We start from the raw sequence: 23,438 nt of genomic DNA, 5'->3' as shown, positions 1-23,438 counted from the left end.
TCATTAATTAGAAATTTTTACTATACTATAAAATACATAGATGTGGAAAGGAGAATTAGGATGAAGGAAGTACAAATTAACGAGCTCCAAGAACTGCTTAATTCTTTTGCGAACAAAGACGTCTATATTCATTTAGAAACAACGAATGGGGCTTATGCTACGCATTTTAATGAGCAAGTATTTAACGCAGGGGCTTTTATTCGCAACGCGAAAATTCGCTATGAATTAGGAAAAGTTGTCGCTGATTCCCCTCATCGCGTCGGATTAAAAATGGAGCATGGTTGGGTCTATGCTCAAGGCATTACTCATTACGAACTGGATGAACAAGGTCGACTTTTAATGGCTGGATTAGACTATACTGGAAAACTTGCCGTTGCACTTGAAATAAGTGAAACGCCATTTACTTACTAAGGAGTGATGAACTGATGACATTACAACCTGAAAATCATGTATTAGTCGTTTTCCCGCATCCAGATGATGAAGCATTTTCTTCTGCTGGAACAATTCGACTTTACCGAAATATGGGGGTTCCCGTTACATATGCTTGCTTAACTTTAGGAGAAATGGGACGTAATCTTGGCAATCCTCCATTTGCAACACGTGAATCATTACCTGAAATCCGTCGTAAGGAGTTAATTGCTGCTTGCGAAGCGATGGGTATTGAGGATTTACGCATGATGGGCTTACGTGACAAAACTGTAGAATTTGAAGATGATGAAAAAATGGTGAAGCTAGTGACAGATTTAATCAACGAACTAAACCCATCTTTAATTATCACCTTCTATCCAGGATATGCAGTACATCCTGATCATGAGGCAACAGCACGAGCTGTCGTTGAGGCTGTTCGACGTATGGAGAAAAGTGCGCGCCCTCGTATTTATGCCGCTGCCTTTGCAAATAACACTGTTGATGAATTAGGTCAACCAACAATCGTACACGATGTAAAGGCTGTACGAAAAGATAAAGAAGCTGCTCTTATCGCACATAAATCTCAAACAGCATGGATGATGGAAGAAACGATACACCGTGTTGAAGAAGGAAAACCGATGAGCGATAGTTGGTTTAATATCGAGTCTTACTATCTTTATACTTTTAATGATTAAAGAAATTAAACCAAGCATTACAAATTATATAATTAAAATTTTGGGCAGGAGTGAATCATTCCTGCCTTTTTGCTCCTTAAATGAAACTTTTCCCTCTTTGAATAATCCATACTTACTATCCACAAAATAGCAATGAATTAGGTAGATTGAAATTCGGACTTTTCTGAATAATATTTCTTTTTTTATACATGTAGACATATGAATAACATCACGTTATAGTGTATAAATATTCAGTGTTGAATATTAGTTATATTATTATCGAGGTATATAAAAATGACAAAAAAAATCACACCTTATACATGGTTTTTATTTCTTGCCCTTTCTATTTTAGGCGTTTTCTTATTTATAACTCCATTTAATACAGCAGATGGATTGAAGGTTCCAATAGCATATTTAGCCAATACGCTATCTAGTGCCGTTGTGCCATTTATTCATTGGTTTGCATTTGCTGTGTTTATCATTGCTGCAATTGGTTCGATTATTATGCAGTTTATTCCTAGAAAAGAAAGACATACAATTTTCGATTCTCTATTTCGCGTAAATTGGTTCTGGACAATCATGCGTGTGCTTGCTGTTATTTTCGCAGCGATGTATTTGTTCCAAATCGGTCCTGAAAGCTTTATGAGTGACAATACTTCTGGTTTACTACTTAGTCCAGATGGTGGATTAGTTACGATGATGTTTTCATTATTCTTTTTTGCGGGTTTGTTATTACCATTATTAACAGATTTCGGATTGCTAGAGTTTTTTGGGTCCATGATGGTAAAAGTGATGCGTCCACTATTCAAAATTCCAGGCCGTTCTGCGATTGACTGTTTAGCATCATGGGTTGGAGACGGGACAATTGGTGTTTTACTAACAAGTAGACAATATGAAGAAGGAAACTATACGGCTAGAGAAGCAGCAACCATTGCTACTACCTTCTCCGTTGTTTCGATTACATTCTGTTTTGTTGTTTTAGAAACGGTTGATTTAAATAATTATTTTTTACAATTTTATGGAACCGTAATTTTGACTGGGATTATTTTAGCATTCATTATGCCACGTGTTTTCCCTTTAAGTCGTAAACCTGATTTGAATTTTAATGGTAGTAAGCCCGATGAAAACCGTGAAGCAATTCCAGAAGGTCACAATGTTTTTTCATTAGGTTTACAAAATGCATTAGCCAAGGCGGATAGCAATAAAAACCTAGGTAGAGTTCTTACATCAGGCTTTAAAAACGTTCTTGAAATGTGGTTTGCAATTACGCCAATCATTATGGCTTTCGGTACTATTGCGTTAGTACTTGCAGAATATACAAGCTTCTTCAAAATTTTAGGAATGCCTTTTGAGCCGATATTAGCTCTTCTACAAATTCCTGAGGCTGGCGCGGCGGCTCAAACAATGATCGTAGGATTCGCTGATATGTTATTACCTTCCGTTTTAGGGGCTGGCATAGAATCTGAGATGACTCGTTTCTTTATTGCTACGATTTCTGTAACGCAGTTAATTTACATGTCTGAGGTAGGCGGCCTAATTTTAGGTACAAAGCTTCCATTAAAAATATGGGATCTATTCCTTATTTTCTTGATCCGTACACTTATTTCAATGCCGATTATTGCATTGATTGCACATTTAATATTTTAAGCTGTTTAAAGAAGCTACTCTTTTGTCTGAGTAAGCTTCTTTTTTATACAAGCAGGTTTAATTAAATGATTATATTTTTTGAATTCACACAATATTTGTGAAAATACCATTGATTTTATGTTAAAATGAATAAATGTTCTTACAATTACGGAGGTAACAAGACGATGGAAGTTGCAGATACAAAAACTTTTGCAGTGGAAAACATTTTAAAGGCTTATCATCTTTTGAAAGAAGTAGTATTACATACACCTCTTCAAAAAAATGAATATTTATCAGAAAAGTACGGCGCTAACATTTACATTAAACGTGAGGATTTACAACATGTTCGCTCGTTTAAGCTGCGCGGTGCATACTATAAAATTAAAAAAATCGAAAATGAAGCACGTCAGAGTGGTGTGGTCTGTGCAAGTGCTGGAAATCATGCACAAGGTGTTGCCTTTGCATGTGCACATTTAGATATTAAGGGTGCGATTTTCATGCCTTTAACAACACCAAAACAAAAGGTCGACCAAGTTCGTATGTTCGGACGTGATAGCATAGAAATTATCTTGGCTGGAGACACATTTGATGACTCAGCAGCTGCTGCAAAGGATTATTGCGAAGAGCATGAAATGATTTTCATTCATCCCTTTGATGATTTAGATGTAATTGCAGGACAAGGAACTGTAGCAGTAGAATTTATGAACGATATCGAAGAACCAATTGATTATGTATTTGGTGGAATCGGTGGTGGCGGATTAATGTCAGGAATCGCAGCCTATGTGAAAAACCTATCCCCTTCTACTAAAGTAATTGGTGTTGAACCAGCCGGCGCTGCAAGTATGCAAGCAGCCTTTGAAAACGGTGGCCCAACGACCTTAGCGAAAATCGATAAATTCTGTGATGGCACAGCTGTGCAATGCGTCGGTCAAAAAACTTATGAAATTTGTCATCAATATTTAGATGACATCCTGCTTGTCCCAGAAGGGAAAGTGAGTACCACAATCCTTGATTTGTACAACAAACATGCTATTGTTGCGGAGCCATCTGGTGCCCTCCCAATTTCAGCAATTGATCTATATGCTGATGAAATTAAAGGGAAATCTGTCGTTGCTGTTATTACTGGTGGTAATAACGATATTAGCCGTATGGCGGAAATCAAAGAGAAATCTTTATTGTATGAAGGTTTACTTTATTACTTCATCGTAAACTTCCCACAACGTGCAGGAGCTCTACGCCAATTTTTAACGGTTGTTCTTGGACCAAATGATGATATTACAACATTTGAATACACAAAGAAAAACAATAAAGAAAGCGGCCCTGCTTTAGTGGGGATTGAAGTAAGCAAGCCTGAAGATTACCAAGGATTAATCGATCGCATGCGCATCAACGGCTTCGAATTTACTGAAGTGAATAAAGATAGTCAATTGTTTGGATTGTTAGTTTAGTTTAAGGGCTCCCCGCGCTTTTTGGAAGTGCGGGGGGTTTGTTTATTTGTGGGATTTGGGATTTGGGATTTGGGATTTCAAGTTTATCGCTCTATTTTGTTATGCTCGTTTCGCGATTCTTGTTATCGCCCTATTTTGTGTCCGTATCGCCCTCCATGCTCTTATGCTCGTTTCGCGACCCTTGTTATCGCCCTATTTTGTGTCCGAATCGATCTATTTTGTGTCCGAATCGATCTATTTTGTGTCCGAATCGATACATTTTGTGTCCATATCGCTCTATTTTGTGTCCATATCGCCCTCACTCTCTTATGCTCGTTTCGCGATCCTTGTTATCGCCCTATTTTGTGTCCGAATCGATACATTTTGTGTCCATATCGCCCTATTTTTTGTCCGTATCGCCTTCCACTCTCTTATGCTCGTTTCGCGACCCTTGTTATCGCCCTATTTTGTGTCCGAATCGATACATTTTGTGTCCATATCGCCCTATTTTGTGTCCATATCGCCCTCCACATCTTCACTAGATCGCGTATCATCATTCACTCTAATTTATAACTCAGTATATCTTCCGGTATGAAATACAATCTGCCTCTATTATTTCCATAGCACTGTAAATTTAATGATTTTAATAGCTTATAAGACGTTTTTGATGATGCGATGTTGAAAAATTGTTTGAATGCACGATTCGATATCCACGGACTAAACAACAATCGATAATCATTCAAACTTTTCAACAAGATTTCCTTACTTTTAGCGTTACATTTTGGACAAATAAAACGACCATTAGAATATGTCATGATGGTTTGTTGATTACACTGCTCACAAATTGCTCCATTTAAGAGTTTTTGTTTATCGATATTTGGTTTCCATCGTTCTCTTTTCAATGATTCTAATAAAAAATCTTTTAACATATTCATTTCTTTAATTGAAATCTCTTGTTTAGAATGCTTTTTTAAAAGCATCGTAATATGTGAGTGTAAACCACTTAAATGAAATGATGGGATTCTTTTCGACATTTGCCCGATGATTGTGGACGTATTACTGAATACGATTGCACTTTCAACTGGTAAATGAAGTCCTACCAAATCCATCATTCGCCTAATTAATCTTGTGTGTCTTTCTACTTGATCCACTGGACTAGAGTATACTTCTTTCCTATCATCCTCTTTTGTATTTGTAAATTGTCGTTTCTCCTCATCGTAATCAATTTTTCCTGAAATATTTTTAATTTCAACAATAAAAATAAAATTTGGACTCAACATGATCGTATCCATTTGATGGGAGTTTCCTATTTCATTTACCGTTTCATAATTAAAGAGTAAATAGTATTCTATCGGGATGCTTAGTTCATTCCATTCGTTATCTACTTTTAATTCTCCCTGGTAGCCCTTCCTCTGACGAAAGTACATTTCTTGAAATTTAGGATATTCAAAATCATTTAGTAATAACCTACGTGATATTGCTTCAAGTACTTGTAATTTACTAGATTTTACTCGTTCAAGAACAATCAATTTCCTCTTTCCTCCTCCTTTTCGTATTTTATATGGTAAGTGGAAATATGACGAATGTGGAAAATTCGAATTTTAAAGGTTTTCTTGATATTAAATCTATAATTTCAAAGGTCATTTTTAATTAAAAAAATGAAGAAACCTTAGTAATAAAGCGTTCCTTCATTTGTTTATAAATATTGCATTTTATAACTTTCACATGTTTATCCCAACAAAAAAAGAACCCACCAAAATTCAGTAGGCTCTTCCTTGATTATCGTTATCCTAATAATGCTCTGTCTGATGCCATTTTTTCGCCGCGGATGCGTTCGAATTCTGCCATTAGGTCAGGGATTGTTAAACTTGGTTTGTTTTCTGCAGTTACTTCGTAGATGATTTGACCTTTATCCATCATGATTAAACGATTGCCTAGGTCAATTGCCTGTTGCATGTTGTGCGTTACCATTAATGTTGTTAGATTGTTTTCCTCAACGAGTTGCTTTGTTAAGTTTGTAATAAGCTCAGCACGAGATGGGTCTAGTGCGGCTGTATGTTCGTCTAACAACAAAATGGACGGTTGAGTAAAGGTCGCCATTAATAATGATAATGCTTGACGCTCACCACCAGATAACAATCCAACCTTTGCATTTAAACGATTCTCTAAATTTAGATGCAATTTCTCTAACGATGTTTTGAAGAAATCTTTACGCTCACGATTAACGCCGAATCGCAATGCACGTTTTTTATTACGAGAATATGCAATCGCTAAATTCTCTTCAATCGTCATCGTTGGTGCTGTGCCAGCCATTGGGTCCTGAAAAACACGGCCAATGAATTTTGAACGTTTATACTCAGGGTACTTCGTCACATCTTTTCCATCAATGGAAATAGCACCAAAATCCGGGCTTAATGCACCTGCAATCATGTTTAGCATCGTCGATTTACCCGCACCATTACTTCCAATGACAGTAACAAAGTCACCAGGAGCCAGATGTAAGTTGATATTGTTTAAAGCCACTTTTTCATCCAGTGTGCCTTCATTAAAGATTTTGTTTATTCCCTCTAGTTTAAGCAAGGTCATTCCCTCCTTGCATTCCTAATCGTTGCTCCGCAAGACGCTCTAATCGCCGTTTTTCTTTACGTTTTTTCTCTCGTTGCTTATTAATGATCTGCGGAACAACAAGTGCTAAAATTACGATGATTGCTGTAATTAGTTTCATATCTCCCGTGTCTAACCAATCAACCTGTAGTGCGAGTGCGTAAATGATTCGGTAAATAATTGCCCCCATTACAATTGCAAGAGTTGTACGGAAGATTGTTTTTGTGCCAAATATCGCTTCACCGATAATAACCGATGCAAGACCAATGACAATCATCCCAATCCCCATATTCACATCTGAGAATTTAGAATATTGAGCGATTAATGCTCCAGAAAATGCAACTAATGCATTGGAAAGACCTAAGCCTAATACGATCAATGAATCCGTGTTCGCTGAGAAGCTTCGAATCATTCTTTTGTTATCGCCTGTTGCACGGATTGCTAACCCAACCTCTGTTTTTAAGAACCAGTCTGCGATCATTTTAATAGTAATTGTAATTACTAAAACAACTAGAATTGTTCCCCATGTTTGAGGTGCTGTCTCAAATCCTAAAGTATCTTTCACAAAGCTTGTTAATGCATCGTCAATTCCTAAATTACTCCAAAAACTTTGAAACTGTGAAAAAATTGTTTCTTCGTTTAACAACGGAATACTTGGGCGTACAATTGCATCTTCTGAAGTAAGGCCCATAATTCGTAGATTGATGGAATACAATGCAATCATCATTAAAATCCCTGACAAAAGCGGATTGATATTTCCTTTAGTATGTAATAAACCAGTCATACATCCTGCAATAAATCCAGCAACAACCGCCGTTAATGTAGCTAAAATCGGATGGTAGCCAAATGCAATCATCATCGCCGCTGTAGCTGCCCCTGTTACAAAGCTTCCGTCAACCGTTAAATCTGGAAAATCTAACACTCGGAATGTTAAATACACTCCGAGTGCCATAATTGCATAGATGATTCCTTGTTCTACTGAACCGAACAATGCTGTAAATGGTATCATTTTGAATCATCTCCTTGCTCGTTATATCAAATTATTTTTTTTGCATGCTAACAAGAATTATTCGATTACTTCCGCGTTCCATGAATCTTGAATTTCTACGCCGATTGTTTCAGCAGTAGCTTTATTAATTACTAACTTTAAGTTTGCTGGATATGCTGCTGGGATTTCTGAAGGTGTTGCTTCACCTTTCAAAATTTTCACAGCCATTTCTCCTGCTTCATAACCGATATCATAATATGAGAAACCGTATGCAGCTAAACCGCCACCAGCAACTGAATCTAATTCACCAACGATTAAAGGTAATTGATTTGTATTCGCTACATCCACTACTGTAGAAAGTGCTGTTACAACTGTGTTATCTGTAATAATGTAGTATGCTTCTACTTGGCCTAGTAAAGATTCAGCAGCTTGCTTTACTTCTGCAGATGTTGAAACTGAAGCTTCAGTTAATGTTGCACCTTTTGCTTCTAATAATTCTTTCATTTGTTTTACTTGAACTACAGAGTTTTGTTCACCTGTGTTGTAAATCGTACCTACTTTTGTAATCCCAAGCTCATCAATAATAAAGTCTACTGTATTTGAAATTGTTTCTGGATGTAAGTCAACTGTACCTGTTACATTTGCACCTGGCGCTTCCATTGAGTCAACTAACTCTGCACCAATTGGATCAGTTACTGACGTAAATATGATAGGAATATCACCTGTCGCGCTTTTCGCAGCTTGAGCTGACGGTGTTGAATTAGCAAAGATTAAATCAACATTTTCACTCACTAATTTTTGCGCAATTGTTATATTCATACTTTGATCATTTTGCGCATTCTCTTTCACAAATTCTACGTCTAAGCCAGATTCCTCAATAGCAGCAATAAATCCTTCTGTCGCAGAATCTAATGATGCATGTTCTACAATTTGAGTAATACCAATTTTATAAGATTTCGTTTCTGTCGGTGTTTCCTCTGCTGTACCATTTGTATTTTCAGTTGATTCAGCAGGTTCATTAGAAGGTTCGCTACTACCCCCGCTCCCACACGCAGCAAGCAATAGAATTAAACCAAATAATAAAAACGATAGCTTTTTCATACGTTGTTTCCCCCATTAGTCTTTCTTTCTCACATGATTTTGGTTACACATATCCGTTCTAGTATTCTACTTTATGTGAGTTTACCGCTATATTACAGCCGATAACTATAATAGTCAATAACATTGTGAATCTTCAGACTTTAACAATTTTCTAAATATTAAGTCAAATATATTAATCTATCGCTTTAAAGCGCTAAATTACCCAATTAATATAGGGTTTCTTGCGATGAAATTATTATATAAATATAATAAAAAAAGTTACTCAATTCCTCCCAATTTAATGTAATTAATTTACAATTACATCAAATTGTTAATCGCACGATTTTGACCTAATTTTACATTTATGTTAATATACTAAATTGTGTGTTTATCTTATCGTCCGTTTTCAATATGAGATATTAATACACCGTGGTTCGTAACCATCCCACGAAAAAAAACTAAGGAGAAGTGAATATGAAAACGAAATTTATTGCTACTATCGGTTTAGTTGCAGCCCTATATGTGGCTATTACATTTTTAATTGCACCTTTTGGATTTGGTGAAATTCAATTCCGTGTATCTGAAATATTAAACCATTTAGTCGCCTTTAACCCACTTTATATGACGGGTGTTGTAATTGGTGTGTTTATTGCGAATTTATTCTCACCATTAGGTTTGTACGATTTAGTGTTCGGTGTGGGACATTCGATTATTACTCTTGCAATCTTTATTTTTATTTGTAAATTTGTGAAAAACATCTGGGCACGCCTTATCATCAATACATTTTTATTTACCTTCACGATGTTCATCATCACGATAGATTTGCACTTAGCTTATGATATTCCATGGGGATTGTTCTTGTGGACTTGGTTTACTTGTGCAGTTGGTGAGTTTGTTGTATTAGCTGTTGGGGCACCGATTATGTACCTTTTAAATAAACGATTAAATTTTAAAGATTTAATCAAAAATCGCGGATAAAAAAACTTAAGAACAAACAATTTGCTATCACAAAACCATTGGCAAATTCGTTTGTTCTTTTTTATTCTTTTTTCTAGTCTATTTACTCTACTCTATATGCCGTTCCTATTTCTATTGTAAAAACATATTCTATTTCTACTAGTAAATAAAAGAAAAGAGGTAGAATCATCATGAGAAGAAGACGCTTAAGACTAGGCTTATGTTATCCTGGCTATCGCTACTGCGGACCTGGCTGTAGTGGTCCTGGCTTACCAACAAACCCCGTTGATGCATGCTGTAAAATGCATGATGAGTGTTATGCAAGATACGGTAGAACACCATTTTGTGATGAACAATTTTTTCGATGCTTAGCTCCTCATATGAGACGTAATGATAAAATGGCTAGAGACGCGGCGTTATTTTCTAAAGTAATAAGATTACGTAATTTCTTTTTCTAATTAAATTACATGTAGCACCGTTCCTTATTAACATTCATAAATATATATAACTAGCATATCTTTGTGGTAGCTATTATTTTGTCAGAATACATTGACAAATTCCGTTTTTAAGTCTACAATTCAACTTAACTAATTGTTCGGTAACGGAGAAAGGTTGCGGTAGCGCATCCACCGTTTCGAGAAGAGCTTAGATTTAGTTTAGATGAGAATAGCCGAGTAAAATTGATGAATAAGAATAGTAGCGAAATTCGCATGGTTTAGAGAGCTAGTGGTCGGTGTGAACTAGTGCATGCCTTTCGTGAATGGGCCTTATGAGAGCAGCTGGCATTAGTCTGCTGACGTTTTTCCTACGTTATAAGGAAGTGTTTTAAGTACTAGATACCTAAAACACGCCAAGGTGGAAGTAATTTATATTACTTCAACAGAGGTGGCAACGCGGTTTAAATCGTCCTCTACAAAAGGAATTTTCCTTTTGTAGAGGGCTTTTTTATTTTCCATCTAATCTTAAATATTACATTTAGGAGGATGAAGAATATGACGATTTTAGAATTCACAAATCGTGTGAGCAAAGGTGAAAACTTACCATATGAAGAAATGATTGAAGCAGTAAAAATCGTATTTAATGAAGAAACACCAAAGGATGAAATTGCAGATTTTCTTATCGCTTTAAGTACAAAAGGTGAAACGGTACAAGAGATTGCAGCACTCGCAACGGTGATGAAGGCAAATGCCTTACCAGTTCCTGTTCCAGAAGGTTCGTATTTAGATAACTGCGGTACTGGTGGAGACGGACTTAAAAGCTTTAACATCAGTACAACAAGTGCATTCGTTCTTGCTGCAAGTGGTGTCCCTATTGCTAAACATGGGAATCGTAAAATCTCAAGCGCATCCGGTAGTGCCGATGTATTGCAGGCATTAGGCATCCATACAGATTTTACAATTGAGGATCATGTTGAAATGCTAAAACAAGAAGGTATCACCTTCCTATTTGCACCACACGTTCATCCGAAACTTAAACGTATTGGTGAAGTACGTCGTGCAATTGGCGCACCAACTATTTTCAATATGGTAGGCCCGTTAACAAATCCCGTAAACTTACAAACTCAGCTTGTTGGCATCAATCGTCCAGAATTCGTAACTCAATATGCAGAAGTGTTAAATATTTTAGGTCGTAAACGTGCTGTCGTTGTCTCTGGAACAAAAGGTATGGATGAAGCTTCCCTTGATAATGAAAACAAATTTGCACTTTTAGAAAATGGTGAAGTAAAACAAATTGAGATTCGTATAGAAGATCTTGGACTTTCTTCTGTGCCTGTGAACCAATTACGTGGTGGAACACCAGATGAAAATGCTGATATTTTAAGAGATTTACTAAAAGGAAAACAAAGTCCTTACTTCGATGCCGTTTTATTAAACGCAGCACTTGGCCTCTTTGCATCAAACAAGGTGGATTCCGTTCTAGATGGCGTGGAATTAGCTCTCGAAACAATCCAGTCAGGCCATGCTATCGAAAAGCTTGAGGCAGTTATCGAATTTAGCCAAGGAATTTTAAAGGAGCGCGCAATATAATGACGATTTTACAAACGATTATCGACTATAAAGAAACATTACTACCTCAATTAATTGCAAACAAACCCCAATTTAATGTTGTGAGAAAGGAGCGTCCTTCACTGTATGATGTACTGCGGAAATCGAAGCAGCTTCAAGTCATTGCGGAAATGAAACGAGCATCTCCTTCTAAAGGGTTAATAAATGAAGGTGTAGATCCTGTTGCACAAGCGAAAAAATATGAAGCTGCTGGTGCTATATGTATCTCTGTATTAACTGAAGATAAGTATTTTAAAGGTTCTTTTCAAGATTTAGCTGATATTGCAAATCATGTGGACATTCCGATTTTAAATAAAGATTTTATCATACATGAGGTTCAAATTGATGTTGCAAAAGCTGCTGGTGCTTCAGTAATTTTATTGATTGTTGCAGCTTTATCAGACGACAAACTGAAATCATTATACGACTATGCATCTAGCTTAGATCTTGATGTTTTAGTGGAAGTACACAATGAAGAAGAGCTGGATCGCGCCATTGCAATTGGTCCAAAAATTATCGGTGTAAACAATCGTAATTTAAAGACCTTTGATGTTGATTTAGCACAAACAGAAAAATTAGCAGAGAAAATCAATACGATTCCTGAAATCGCCTTTATTAGTGAAAGTGGCATATGGACTAGTGAAGATGCTGCGCGTGTAGCAAAAGTAGGCGCTCGTGGTGTACTCGTTGGCGAATCTTTAATGCGAAGTGGGAATGTTGAAGGAGCCTTAAAATCTTTACAGGTTCCCCTCTCTGACAATGAAAAGGTCGTGAAGTCATGACAAAAGTTAAAATTTGCGGATTGAAAGAAGTCGAGCATGTGAAAGCTGCTGTGGATGCTGGTGCTAGTTTCATAGGCTTCATGTTTGCCCCGAGCAAGCGCCAAATCACGATAAATCATGCTAAAGAGCTTGCTAAACACGTCCCAACACATGTTAAAAAAGTAGGCGTGTTTGTTAATCCAACAAAAGAAGAAGTTTGCGAGGCAGTCGAAACAGTTGGTCTTGATTTCGTCCAATATCATGGCCATGAAAGTGCTGACTTTATCCAAGAATTAGGATTTCCTTCCATTAAGGCCTTTTCCATTCGTGGATATGAAGATGTCGAAAAAGCTAGTCAATATGATGTAGATTACTATTTATTTGATGCACCAGGAACTGATTTTGCTGGTGGAAGTGGTCGTGTTTTTGATTGGACATTACTTGAAGAAGCTACGATTTCAAAGGATCGCGTAATTTTAGCTGGTGGCTTAAATTGTAAAAACGTTTGCCCTGCTATCCAGCAAGTTTCCCCATTTGGCGTAGATGTATCAAGTGGTGTGGAGCGAGATGGTAGAAAAGACGCCGATTTAATTAAAAAATTCATACAAGCAGCAACAACTGTAAAAGGAGTGTATATATAATGGCAACTGAGACAAAAGGACGTTTCGGCCGTTTTGGAGGGCAATTTGTCCCGGAAACATTAATGACGGCATTACAAGAACTTGAAGAAGCATATGACAACTATAAAGCTGATGAAGAATTCCAAAAGGAGCTTCATTACTATTTAAAAAATTATGTTGGGCGAGAAACACCCCTCTATTTCGCTGAAAGATTAACAGCTCATTGTGGTGGTGCCAAAATCTATTTAAAACGGGAAGATTTAAACCATACAGGGGCTCATAAAATTAACAACGCCCTCGGCCAGGCGCTTCTTGCAAAACGTATGGGCAAGAAAAAAATTGTTGCCGAAACTGGTGCTGGTCAACACGGTGTAGCCACTGCAACAGCATGTGCCCTACTTGGATTAGAGTGTATCGTGTATATGGGGGCAGAAGATGTAAAGCGTCAGGCATTGAACGTATTCCGAATGGAGCTTCTTGGAACAAAGGTAGTCGGTGTTGAAAAAGGTTCCGCTACGTTAAAGGATGCGGTCAATGAAGCACTGCGCCACTGGGTTACAAACATTGAAGATACGCACTATATTTTAGGTTCAGCAATGGGCCCTCATCCATTCCCTACAATTGTTCGTGATTTCCAACGAGTGATCGGCGATGAAACTCGTAAACAAATTCTAGAAGTAGAAAATCGTCTACCAAATGCCGTCGTTGCTTGTATTGGTGGAGGAAGTAACTCCATTGGTATGTTTTATCCTTTCGTAAACGATCAGGAGGTGGATTTATACGGTGTTGAAGCTGCTGGAAAAGGCATCGATACAGATAAACACGCCGCTGCCATTCATGTCGGTAAAACAGGCGTCCTTCATGGAGCATTTATGTACTTATTGCAGGATGAAAATGGATTCGTTCAAGAGGCTCATTCCATTTCTGCTGGATTAGATTATCCTGGTGTTGGTCCAGAGCATTGCCATCTTCATGAAAGCGGCCGCGCAACCTATGGGAATGTGACGGATGAAGAAGCATTAGAAGGTGTAAAACTACTCTGCCGTACAGAAGGAATTTTACCTGCTTTAGAAAGTGCCCATGCGGTTTACTTTGCTTCAAATCTTGCGAAAACTATGTCTTCTGATGATATTTTAGTCATTTGTTTATCTGGACGCGGAGATAAAGATGTACACACCATTTCTTCTGCCCTTGGAGGTGACTTAGCATGAGCCAATTAAAAGAAGCTATTTTATCTACTGTCGCAAAAGGTGATAAAGCATTTGTTCCATATATTATGGCTGGCGATGGTGGATTAGATAAAGTGCAACCGACCATTTTGAAGCTGCAGGAGCTTGGGGTTACTGCTATTGAAGTAGGCATCCCCTTCACAGATCCTGTTGCAGATGGTCCAACCATTGAACTTGCCGGTGAACGGGCATTAGCAGAGGGTACCACTTTACGAAAAGTACTTGAAACTTTAACTAGCTTTGCAGATGAAATTTCAATTCCACTTGTTGCGATGACTTATTTAAATCCTATTCTTGCTTATGGAATTGGGGAATTTGCTCGCGATGCTTATGCAGCTGGAATTCGCGGCGTTATTATTCCTGATATGCCTTTAGAGGAATGTGAAATCGTCCATCCTGCCTTAAAGGAGGCTGGTATTGATTTAGTTCAGCTTGTTTCATTAACAAGTACACCTGAACGTATTGAACGTTTAACTAAAATGAGCGAAGGCTTCATTTACGCAGTCACTGTGAATGGGATTACTGGGGCACGACAAAGCTTTGCCAGTGAGCTGGATGAGCATTTCAAAAAGCTTCGAAATTATAACGATACACCTATTTTAGCTGGGTTTGGAATTTCCACACCTGAGCATGTGAAGAATTTCGCACTCGTTTGCGATGGTGTTATCGTAGGTAGTAAGATTGTGGATAGCTTAGCTAAAGATGACTGGGCTACTATTGAAGAATTAGTGAAAGCTTCAAAATTGGCTGCCGTGAAATAATTGGTGGCCCCTAGATTGAGATTGGTGCGCGCTTAAATAAAGGCTAAGGAAATGGGATATTTAATTTCCCTTTCCTTAGCCTTTTTTATGAAAATGACTTTTTATTTAATTTGCTACTTAATTTCTCAATCATATCTGCTGTCATTTTTTCCAAATCGTAAGCTGCTGTAAAGCCCCATTCCTCTTTAGCAGCCGACGGGTCAATAAAGTTAGGCCAGCTTTCTGCAATCCCTTGACGTACAGGATCCACAGCATAGTCCATTTCAAATGCTGGGATATGCTTTTTAATTTCTTCGGCAATTTGATTTGGTTCAATACTCATGGCCGTTATATTAAAGGCGTTGCGGTGCTCTAATTTGGAGCCATCTGCTTCCATTAAGTCGACAATTGCTTGTAGCGCATCGGGCATATACATCATATCCATGTATGTACCTTCTGCAATGTAGGAGGTGTAGCGCCCTTCTTCCACCGCTTTATAATAAATTTCCACAGCATAATCTGTCGTTCCCCCACCAGGAGGCGTCGTGTAAGAAATTAATCCTGGGAATCGAACACCTCGAGTATCCACACCAAAGCGATGGAAGTAATAATCGCATAATAGCTCCCCCGCCACCTTACTCACTCCATACATTGTTGTTGGTCTTTGTATTGTGTCCTGAGGTGTATTTTCTTTTGGTGTTGTTGGACCAAATGCGCCGATTGAACTTGGGGTAAAAAACTGTAAATTCAGTTCCCGAGATACCTCCAATGCATTGATAAGACCACCCATATTTAATTGCCAAGCATAGAGCGGCTTCTTCTCAGCGGTGGCAGAAAGAAGAGCCGCCATATGGATGAGACTATCTGCATTGAATTGTTTCGCTAGCTCATACATTCTCTTTCCTTCTGTTACATCAAGTACTTGAAATAGGCCTTCCTTTTCTTTAGGTTCCCTTATATCCGTTGCTAAAACATTTTCTTCTCCATAAAGCTTGCGGAGTTTGACCACTAATTCAGAGCCAATTTGTCCAAGCGCCCCCGTAACGAGTATTCTTTTCATGTCGTCTCCTCCTAGGTTGATGGAATATGTTTTCCTTATTGGAGAAATTCCGTCCAAAACTAATCAACCTATCATATGCAATACGCCTATATAAAGTAATTAAAAAGGAGACTGTTGACGATGTTTTTTTAAAGAGGCTCTGACTTCATATGGTGCTTTATTCAATTAAATTTAATGAAATATCAACAATGGACTGAAACGAAAAGGAACGACCATCTTCTAAATAAAATTTACCGCTTTGGGTATTTAACTTGTGAATGACACCTGTTGTTTTATAAATTTGCTTTTCTTCCCAAACCTTTAGCTCTACTTCAGTTTTCTGGGTGTAAGCTCTTTGCAATTGTTCACTTAGCTCCTGTAACGTCCATTCATCAAGTTCCGGCTTTTTTACGTATTCGTCCTGTGCCTTCCATTCACGTAACAGCTTCACATGCTCTGGCAGCATCATGGCATTCCATTTAATATTCCCCCGATCTCGAATCATTGTTCATCACCTCTTTTTTATTAGGGATGCGGGGAGGTGTGGATGTTTTGGGTGCGAGAATATTTTCGGGCGAAGTATGATATCTTGTGCGAAAAGTGCGAGTATTTTGGTCTGAGACGCGAGTATTTTCGGAAAAAGTGCGAGTATTTGTCCGAAACCCGCGAGTATTTTGGATCAACCCGCGAGTATTCCTCCGAAAAGTGCGAGTATTTTGGATCAACCCGCGAGTATTCCTCCGAAAAGCGCGAGTATTTTGGATCAACCCGCGAGTATTCCCAGTAAAAGGAACTCAATTCAAGCACCCCTCGAATTTCGCAAAACCCCCTTATTTCTTATGCCCTCCCAATAATTGAGCACGCGCTACAGCAGTGCCTGCATCTGTAAATGATACCGCCCGCAACACAGCAGTGGCTCCATGCTTTGAACGTAAAGAGTCCATCGTAGCGCCAAGCTTCCGCTTCTTCCATTTCATTTCATCAAACAAACTGAGCTGCATAGAGTGTTCTGATTCCAATTTCGAAAGACTAATATCAATATGTCGTACTGGTCTTTCTGCGTAGAATTCATCGAGCAGTTCCTTACACACTTTATAAATTATCATCGTGTCATTTGTCGGTTCATCGATTGTTCGCGCGCGATGGAATCCTCCTCCAAAGGTATCTTTACTATAAGTAACACCAAGAGTAATTGTTCTGCCAATCTGATATGCTTCCCTTGCACGTCTTGCTACATCTTCACACATTTCTAAAATAACCGTTAAAATTTCTTCACGATGACGATAATCACGCATGAGCATTTGCCCTTTTCCAAAGCTAATTTGCCCTTGTACAAGCGGTGCTCCAATTGGCGATAAATCAATACCCCATGCATGGTAATACAGTTGATTTCCCATAATACCGAAACGATCCTCTAGCATTTTCAAATCTGCGTTCGCTAAATCCCCCACTTTAAAAATGCCCATATTATTTAAGGAGCGCTCTGTCCGTCTACCAATTCCCCACATTTCAGAAAGTGGCGAAACTGGCCATAGCTTTTTCGGAACATCCTCGTACGTCCATTTCGCAAAACCTGTTTTCTTTGCATCTATATCAAGGGCAAGCTTTGCCATCAGCATATTCGGCCCCATCCCAACCGCACTTTGAATTTGGAATTGATTAAAAATATTATACTGAATACGTTTTGCTGTCTCTTCAGGTGGACCCCAAAGCTTTTCCGTACCCGATAAATCAATAAAGCTTTCATCTACACTGTAGACATGAATAGCCTCTTTTGGCACATACTGATTAATTAAATCTGTAATCGCCATTGACATTTGAACAAAAAACTCCATTTTCGGCTCGAATAATTTAATATCAGGATGTTTTGGTATTTCATAAAGACGTGATCCCGTTTTAATTCCGAAACGTTTTTTCATTGGTGGCGATGCAGCTAGGACAACACTTCCCTTTTGCTGAAAATTTCCGACAACGGCTATCGGCACTTGCATCGGATCAAGATTTTCCAACATTGCCATACAACTTGCATAAAAACACCTCATATCGATACAAATAATCGGTCGATCTGGTGCATTTTTATATATAGAGAAAGAATCCTTCTGCCAAAAATCTGTATCATATTCATTCAAACTACTTGCATGCATCAAACACACCTCCAAAATATTTCATTATAGTGTACGCGAACAAACGTTCTTATATTCATTTTAAAATGAGATAATTGAGACGGCAAGTGGTATTATTTGGGGTTTGGAGAAAAGTTGAATCGAAAACTAAAGAGGAACATCGTACTTTACAAATTTTTCAATCCGTTTTACAATAGGAACAAACGTTCTTGATATTATTCCTTAAAACACAAAAATATGAATGATAATTTTGAAGTAGGAGTGATAATTGAATGGAAAAGCATGAATTACAAGAAGTATTAAATGCACTGAAAATTTTTTCAACAGAGATGAATGGACGATTCGATTCTTTAGAAAATCGAATGGGGAGTTTTGAGACTCGTATGGAGAAATTAGAAAATCGCGTTGACCAACTTGAAAACACGATGAATGAGCGATTTGACCGTCTAGAGAAAAAATGGATGGTCTACGTGTAGAGCTAACTGAAACACAAGAAACTGTTGATTATCTATCAGGCAAAAATCTACAGCATGAAAAAAGAAAATCCGAAAACTTATTAAAGAAACTTAATATTTTTCACGACTGAAGTATTTTTAAACGCCATGTACGTTTCAATTATTTACATTAGAAAAATAGAGTTGAGCCATAAGTTATAGACTCAACTCTAATATAATTACTCTACTATCTCAGTAAAAAAGCATGTTTTCATATGATTGACAAATGTTTCTCCTAAATCTGTGAAGGTTGCTGTTCCTCTTTTGTGGATAGCGGTTTTAAATCCTTCTGCATCTGCACCAGCAACGGTTAAGAAGTCGCAAATATCCGTGCAAACACCCACAACATGGACTTTTTCAACATCAAGTGCACGCAATTTTTCAGCTAAGTTCGTATTAAAGAACGCATTGTAATTCGATTTCGGCTGCATCATAACGTTGGAATTTGCTTCATGTTCTTGATACCAAGTCATAAGGTCACCATAAAGCTGTTGGCCGAAAGTACCTACCACATTATGCGCTGGCCAAAGTTCAAAGTGTTGGTCATTTTCTTGATGGGCATCCATTGCGACTACAACCACTTGATCACGGCTCAGAAATTCATTTGCCGTTTCAATAATATATGGGACAATCTCTTGAGCAGGTTTTCCCGCTGTTAAACTCCCATCATCCGCTACAAAATCATTACTCATATCGACGATAATCAAAGCTTCTTTCGCCATACACTCTCCCCCTCAAATTCCTAATATATCCATTATAAAGCGAAAAATGATTAAGGAAAATCAAATGGACTTCTCTAACTATTTTTATTTCGTTTCAACTAAATATACTGTGAAGCCTTTTCGGTTTACAACGAGCTGAAGGTTTCTAAATAAAAAGAGCAGAAAGAAAACTCCTTCTACTCTAATTCGTAAAGATTTGTTTAATTTACTTGCTCTAATAACGGGAATAAATCTTTGCCATAGTGTTTTTCCATTAGTTCACTTAGAGCACCTGATTCACGGATTTCTTTAATCGCTTCGTCATAAGCAGCAGCGAATTGTTCTTGTTCTTTGTTGAATAAAGGCCAAGTTTTGATTACGGCAAACTCATTGTAAACAAGGTCATCTTTAAACTCATAGTACGGACCGTTTTCATCTAAAACTTGTGCTGTATATAACGCTTCAATAGTGATTGCTCCATCCGCACGACCTTCGTTGACCCATTGCACAACGTCTAAATTGAACTCTTCACCAGCTTCAAGCTCCACTTCGTTAAATGGGTTTGCTTCATTATAGTCAGCAACAAGTGTATATTGAGCGCTGCTTGCTGCAATCGGTGCTAATGTCATTTCAGAAGTTGCAAAATCACTTAAGTTTTTAATATTGGATTGATCAGCAGGTAATAACAACCCAGCACTGCTTAAACCAAGAAACTCTTTTGGGAATAGGAAATTTTCTTCACGTTCTTCTGTGTAGAAAGCATTTTTCACACCCACTTGATATTTCCCTTGCTCAACACCGATAAATAGGTCTTCATCTGTTGTCGGAACAAATTCAAATTCGTAATCCTCTAACGCCTCATCCACTAACATCATCGCTTCGACATCATATCCCGCAGGATTTCCATTCTCATCTACATATGTAATTGGCTTTGCCGCTTGTGCAAAGGCTACTTTGATTTTTGTAACATCCTGTGTTTCTTGTACTTTTTCTGGCTGCTCATTTTCAGTCGCCGTTTCATTATTACCACACGCCGCGAGAATCGATACCGTGGCAAAACTTAAGGCGAAAAGTTTACCTAGTTGTTTGAAATTCATTTTTTAAAACTCCTTTTATACGTTTAACTATGGGAATGCGCACTTTACATATTGTAGCAGATTTGGCGAGGAATAAAATGGTCAGAAATGGATATAAAGATAATACCAGAAATGGGATTGGTTAAGAATAAATAATCATAACCATTTGAACTAGTGGTCTTGTCACGCAAATGGTTTGCCTGTTCATATCAAAAACATATTGAAAAGTTCGTCACATACTAAAAAGTTTACTTACACTTCATCCCTTCTCCAGAAAAAAGCTAAATGAGTTCTTGATTAAATAAACATTCTTCTTAAAATAATTGCAGATATATTATGTAGAAGCTTTTTCATTTCATCCAATGCCAGAAAACACGTATAACTCACACCTCGATAGACCACATTCTAGAAAGAATCACCCCGGCGCTACTCTATTAGAACGATATTTATCACTGCTATTCGAATAAATGTATCTAACCCTAGCTCCTTATCTTCCTTATCCTAAAGAGAATTGTCCGTCAATTCCATTCAATCCTACCCAATATGAATTTCCTGTCGGTGTTAACCCATCTTGATTACGGAATGTGTTTTTCCAGTTGTAATCCATGATATCGGTAATATGGAAGTCATATAATCTTCCCACCACATCGACTTCAATAGAATCATATACGGTATGAGCAGCTGATTGCGTTCCTGCAGGCGGTACGTTGTATTCACTATTTGGTATCGTTGTGTTCTTTTCGTGCTGTTCTCCACCTTCTGCTACCTCATATGGATACGTTGCTCCTGGATAATTGATCGCAAAGGCTCGATAATCTACCGTATATTCTCCTTCTGGTACCCATACCGGTAAGAAAAATGTTACTTGTTGCATATCGGGCGGTACGTTAATCCATGTATTTGCTGGATAGAAAGCCGCTTTTGTTTCTGAGTACACATCAAATGGAAATTTTACTTGTTTATTTTTATAATACTTCAAGTAATCTCGTTCCCCATATCCTGGATAATCTAAATGCTGTCCATTTGTTGGCAACCAAACGGTAAACGGTCGATCAAGGATATACGCATGTCGATCTATATCAGGATTGGCTGGTGTGGAACGCAGCGGTGGATTAATTCGTTGGTCATGTTCCTTATCGTCAGATGACCTTGAATACATCACAACCGGTGTATGGACGGTTACGGTATTAATATCTCGTCCATCGGAATCATTCGTAAACGATTTCGTTCTTGATGGTGATTTATTGATATTAATAATTCTTTCATAGTTTGCTGTAATTTCGCTACGTGTCTTATAGTTATTTACTTTTTCAGCATCTATGTAATAGCCGTTTCGATAAAGATCAACAATATCAGAGCTTGGAAGTTCTGTTGCATCTTCCGTAAAGCAATCCATTGGGGAATCATCTAAAAGATTCGTTGTCCCGTTACAAACTGCTTCTTCATCGCTCATGTGTATTTCTCGGTAATCTTCTAAATCAATATCTTGGTCGTTGATTTTTTCGCCACCGCGCGTTTCATCACGATCTGATTCTGTTTCTAGTTCCACAAAGTCATTTGTCACTTCGGGTTGTCGTGTGTGACGTTCGGCTGCTTCTTCAAATTCTATCTTTTCACTCGATGTGAAGTAATCACTTCCACTACTTGGTTTACGGTTACTTTTACCAAGGTCTACCGTCTTTGTTGATAGTGTGACATTGTTACAAGGCTGTACTTGTACGTGTTTTTCCCAAATTGCCGAGTGAACGGCATCAATAGCTGTTTCATGTTCATTGTTTATGACTGTTACATGTTGATTTGGTAACGCATAATTGTCAAATTCAAAGTTATCAAACTCATAAAATACTAAATGACCAATTTGCCAGAACGAATAATTATAGGTGTCTTTAAACGATAACATTTTATGGTCTTTATCTGAATGAGATTCCCAACATGTTCTTGGATTTTCATCACTACCACAAGTATAAGAGGTTTTCCATTTGAGGTTATAATTCCTATCTACTTCCACTGTATAGGTAATCGTTCCCTCGTATTTTTGAAATTTGTAATCCATTAAATACCGCTTGGTTTCCCCATAGGTGTCGAGGTACTCATCGGTGGGAATGGAGTAATCCATCACGTTAAATATGTTACTTCCACTACTATCATCTTCATTGATTTCTCCGATTGGATCGGTATCCATGTCCTTTGAATCACTTTCAATTGTATCAGTAGCCTGAGTAGAGGTAGTAACATGACAAGCTGGCCCGTTACCACCATCTCCACCTCCTGGATTATCATCAGGCATTTCAAATGTTACTGTAAGATAGAATTCATTATTGTTATAATGATATGCTGTTGCTCCTTCATAAGGACAAGGATATCTCTCTACTCTTGTGTCAAATGGAGTTCCGTTTATAGAATTGTATCCGTTGTCAGCGTCGTATCTAAACATTTCACCAGAAGCTATAAGAGCATCATAGGTTTCTTGATCTGTTTTCTCAATAATTATATCTTTATATTGAGCAGGGTCATACCATTTTGGATTTTCTGAAGCATCAGCTGTTTGGTATACATTCTCAGGATACCATCCTCCAGGATCTGATGATCCTGGAGTACACCTGTACAATGTTAAACTGTAACCAGTTCTATCTTCTGGCCTTTCATTAAACAATTTCTCAACAGCTTCATATGATTGAGGTTCGTCTTCAGGGTTGTCTTTATTTACATCATCGTGCATTAAAATCCCATCTATTGTTACACTTTCCGCACTTGCTTCTATAGAATGAAAACTGATAATTAAAAGAAAAAATGAAGATAATACAGCTGCTTCTAGAATTATTTTATTCATTATATCAGCCTCTCTT

Annotated in this window: 22 protein-coding genes, 1 riboswitch and 1 other annotated feature; of the genes, 12 read left to right on the top strand and 10 right to left on the bottom strand. The window is 37.8% G+C overall.

Annotation, left to right across the window (positions count from 1 at the left end):
* Window positions 1-60: 60 nt before the first annotated feature.
* The 4 genes from CD30_RS00975 to ilvA all read left to right on the top strand — a co-directional run bounded on the left by CD30_RS00975 (window position 61) and on the right by ilvA (window position 4,156).
* Window positions 61-411: a YojF family protein gene (locus tag CD30_RS00975; protein ID WP_036171106.1), complete on the top strand. Its 351-nt coding sequence runs from the start codon at window positions 61-63 to the stop codon at window positions 409-411.
* Window positions 412-425: 14 nt separating this feature from the next.
* Window positions 426-1,103: a bacillithiol biosynthesis deacetylase BshB2 gene (bshB2, locus tag CD30_RS00970; RefSeq protein ID WP_036171102.1), complete on the top strand. Its 678-nt coding sequence runs from the start codon at window positions 426-428 to the stop codon at window positions 1,101-1,103.
* Between the two features lie 273 nt (window positions 1,104-1,376).
* Window positions 1,377-2,729: a YjiH family protein gene (locus tag CD30_RS00965; protein ID WP_036171099.1), complete on the top strand. Its 1,353-nt coding sequence runs from the start codon at window positions 1,377-1,379 to the stop codon at window positions 2,727-2,729.
* 164 nt (window positions 2,730-2,893) lie between these two features.
* The gene (ilvA, locus tag CD30_RS00960) at window positions 2,894-4,156 is read left to right on the top strand and encodes a threonine ammonia-lyase IlvA (RefSeq protein ID WP_036171096.1); all 1,263 of its coding nucleotides are present in this window, start codon (window positions 2,894-2,896) and stop codon (window positions 4,154-4,156) included.
* 536 nt (window positions 4,157-4,692) lie between these two features.
* Here the strand turns inward: ilvA and CD30_RS19380 are convergent.
* The 4 genes from CD30_RS19380 to CD30_RS00940 all read right to left on the bottom strand — a co-directional run bounded on the left by CD30_RS19380 (window position 4,693) and on the right by CD30_RS00940 (window position 8,828).
* Window positions 4,693-5,664: a nuclease-related domain-containing protein gene (locus CD30_RS19380; RefSeq protein WP_052126002.1), complete on the bottom strand. Its 972-nt coding sequence runs from the start codon at window positions 5,662-5,664 to the stop codon at window positions 4,693-4,695.
* A gap of 256 nt (window positions 5,665-5,920) precedes the next feature.
* On the bottom strand, window positions 5,921-6,715 hold the full coding sequence (locus CD30_RS00950) for an ABC transporter ATP-binding protein (protein WP_036171092.1): 795 nt from the start codon (window positions 6,713-6,715) through the stop codon (window positions 5,921-5,923).
* On the bottom strand, window positions 6,708-7,748 hold the full coding sequence (locus tag CD30_RS00945; protein WP_036171089.1) for an ABC transporter permease: 1,041 nt from the start codon (window positions 7,746-7,748) through the stop codon (window positions 6,708-6,710). Before CD30_RS00945 ends, CD30_RS00950 begins: the two co-directional genes overlap by 8 nt.
* Before the next feature lie 57 nt (window positions 7,749-7,805).
* Complete coding sequence (locus CD30_RS00940; RefSeq protein ID WP_036171086.1) at window positions 7,806-8,828, bottom strand: ABC transporter substrate-binding protein; 1,023 nt, start codon at window positions 8,826-8,828, stop codon at window positions 7,806-7,808.
* Window positions 8,829-9,230: 402 nt separating this feature from the next.
* Window positions 9,231-9,275, top strand: a riboswitch (PreQ1 riboswitch).
* 6 nt (window positions 9,276-9,281) lie between these two features.
* On the opposite strand from CD30_RS00940, the gene CD30_RS00935 reads away from it, so the two are divergent.
* From CD30_RS00935 to trpA, 7 genes are all read left to right on the top strand, one after another.
* The gene (locus CD30_RS00935) at window positions 9,282-9,785 is read left to right on the top strand and encodes a QueT transporter family protein (protein WP_036171083.1); all 504 of its coding nucleotides are present in this window, start codon (window positions 9,282-9,284) and stop codon (window positions 9,783-9,785) included.
* 170 nt (window positions 9,786-9,955) lie between these two features.
* On the top strand, window positions 9,956-10,222 hold the full coding sequence (locus CD30_RS00930; RefSeq protein WP_036171081.1) for a coat protein: 267 nt from the start codon (window positions 9,956-9,958) through the stop codon (window positions 10,220-10,222).
* Window positions 10,223-10,438: 216 nt separating this feature from the next.
* Window positions 10,439-10,678 (top strand) — a binding site (T-box leader).
* A 78-nt stretch (window positions 10,679-10,756) separates the two neighbouring features.
* Window positions 10,757-11,791, top strand: a complete 1,035-nt coding sequence (trpD, locus tag CD30_RS00925; RefSeq protein WP_036171078.1) for an anthranilate phosphoribosyltransferase — start codon at window positions 10,757-10,759, stop codon at window positions 11,789-11,791.
* A complete protein-coding gene (gene trpC / locus CD30_RS00920) occupies window positions 11,791-12,591 on the top strand; it encodes an indole-3-glycerol phosphate synthase TrpC (RefSeq protein WP_036171075.1) in 801 nt (266 codons plus the stop codon). Before trpD ends, trpC begins: the two co-directional genes overlap by 1 nt.
* Window positions 12,588-13,211, top strand: coding sequence for a phosphoribosylanthranilate isomerase (locus CD30_RS00915; protein WP_036171073.1), 624 nt, complete (start codon window positions 12,588-12,590; stop codon window positions 13,209-13,211). The genes trpC and CD30_RS00915 overlap by 4 nt, the downstream gene beginning before the upstream one ends.
* The gene (gene trpB, locus CD30_RS00910; protein ID WP_036171070.1) at window positions 13,211-14,401 is read left to right on the top strand and encodes a tryptophan synthase subunit beta; all 1,191 of its coding nucleotides are present in this window, start codon (window positions 13,211-13,213) and stop codon (window positions 14,399-14,401) included. The genes CD30_RS00915 and trpB overlap by 1 nt, the downstream gene beginning before the upstream one ends.
* Window positions 14,398-15,180 (top strand): tryptophan synthase subunit alpha, encoded by a 783-nt coding sequence (gene trpA / locus CD30_RS00905; protein ID WP_036171068.1) that lies wholly within the window; start codon window positions 14,398-14,400, stop codon window positions 15,178-15,180. The genes trpB and trpA overlap by 4 nt, the downstream gene beginning before the upstream one ends.
* An 85-nt stretch (window positions 15,181-15,265) precedes the next feature.
* On the opposite strand, the gene CD30_RS00900 is transcribed toward trpA, so the two are convergent.
* The 3 genes from CD30_RS00900 to CD30_RS00890 all read right to left on the bottom strand — a co-directional run bounded on the left by CD30_RS00900 (window position 15,266) and on the right by CD30_RS00890 (window position 18,282).
* A complete protein-coding gene (locus tag CD30_RS00900) occupies window positions 15,266-16,219 on the bottom strand; it encodes an L-threonine 3-dehydrogenase (protein ID WP_036171066.1) in 954 nt (317 codons plus the stop codon).
* A gap of 157 nt (window positions 16,220-16,376) precedes the next feature.
* The gene (locus CD30_RS00895) at window positions 16,377-16,703 is read right to left on the bottom strand and encodes a YolD-like family protein (protein ID WP_036171064.1); all 327 of its coding nucleotides are present in this window, start codon (window positions 16,701-16,703) and stop codon (window positions 16,377-16,379) included.
* A 325-nt stretch (window positions 16,704-17,028) separates the two neighbouring features.
* A complete protein-coding gene (locus CD30_RS00890; RefSeq protein ID WP_036171453.1) occupies window positions 17,029-18,282 on the bottom strand; it encodes a Y-family DNA polymerase in 1,254 nt (417 codons plus the stop codon).
* A gap of 311 nt (window positions 18,283-18,593) precedes the next feature.
* On the opposite strand from CD30_RS00890, the gene CD30_RS20485 reads away from it, so the two are divergent.
* On the top strand, window positions 18,594-18,797 hold the full coding sequence (locus CD30_RS20485) for a hypothetical protein (RefSeq protein WP_235801979.1): 204 nt from the start codon (window positions 18,594-18,596) through the stop codon (window positions 18,795-18,797).
* A 197-nt stretch (window positions 18,798-18,994) separates the two neighbouring features.
* On the opposite strand, the gene CD30_RS00880 is transcribed toward CD30_RS20485, so the two are convergent.
* The 3 genes from CD30_RS00880 to CD30_RS00870 all read right to left on the bottom strand — a co-directional run bounded on the left by CD30_RS00880 (window position 18,995) and on the right by CD30_RS00870 (window position 23,422).
* Window positions 18,995-19,537, bottom strand: a complete 543-nt coding sequence (locus CD30_RS00880) for a cysteine hydrolase family protein (RefSeq protein WP_036171061.1) — start codon at window positions 19,535-19,537, stop codon at window positions 18,995-18,997.
* Between the two features lie 200 nt (window positions 19,538-19,737).
* Complete coding sequence (locus CD30_RS00875) at window positions 19,738-20,613, bottom strand: transporter substrate-binding domain-containing protein (protein WP_036171060.1); 876 nt, start codon at window positions 20,611-20,613, stop codon at window positions 19,738-19,740.
* 475 nt (window positions 20,614-21,088) lie between these two features.
* Entirely contained in the window at window positions 21,089-23,422 is a 2,334-nt protein-coding gene (locus CD30_RS00870) for a DUF5704 domain-containing protein (RefSeq protein ID WP_036171058.1), read from the bottom strand.
* Window positions 23,423-23,438: the final 16 nt, after the last annotated feature.

Origin of the sequence: Ureibacillus massiliensis 4400831 = CIP 108448 = CCUG 49529 (genome assembly GCF_000772965.1) — a bacterium.
GTDB lineage: Bacteria > Bacillota > Bacilli > Bacillales_A > Planococcaceae > Ureibacillus > Ureibacillus massiliensis.
This window is presented reverse-complemented; position numbering and strand designations above follow the sequence as displayed.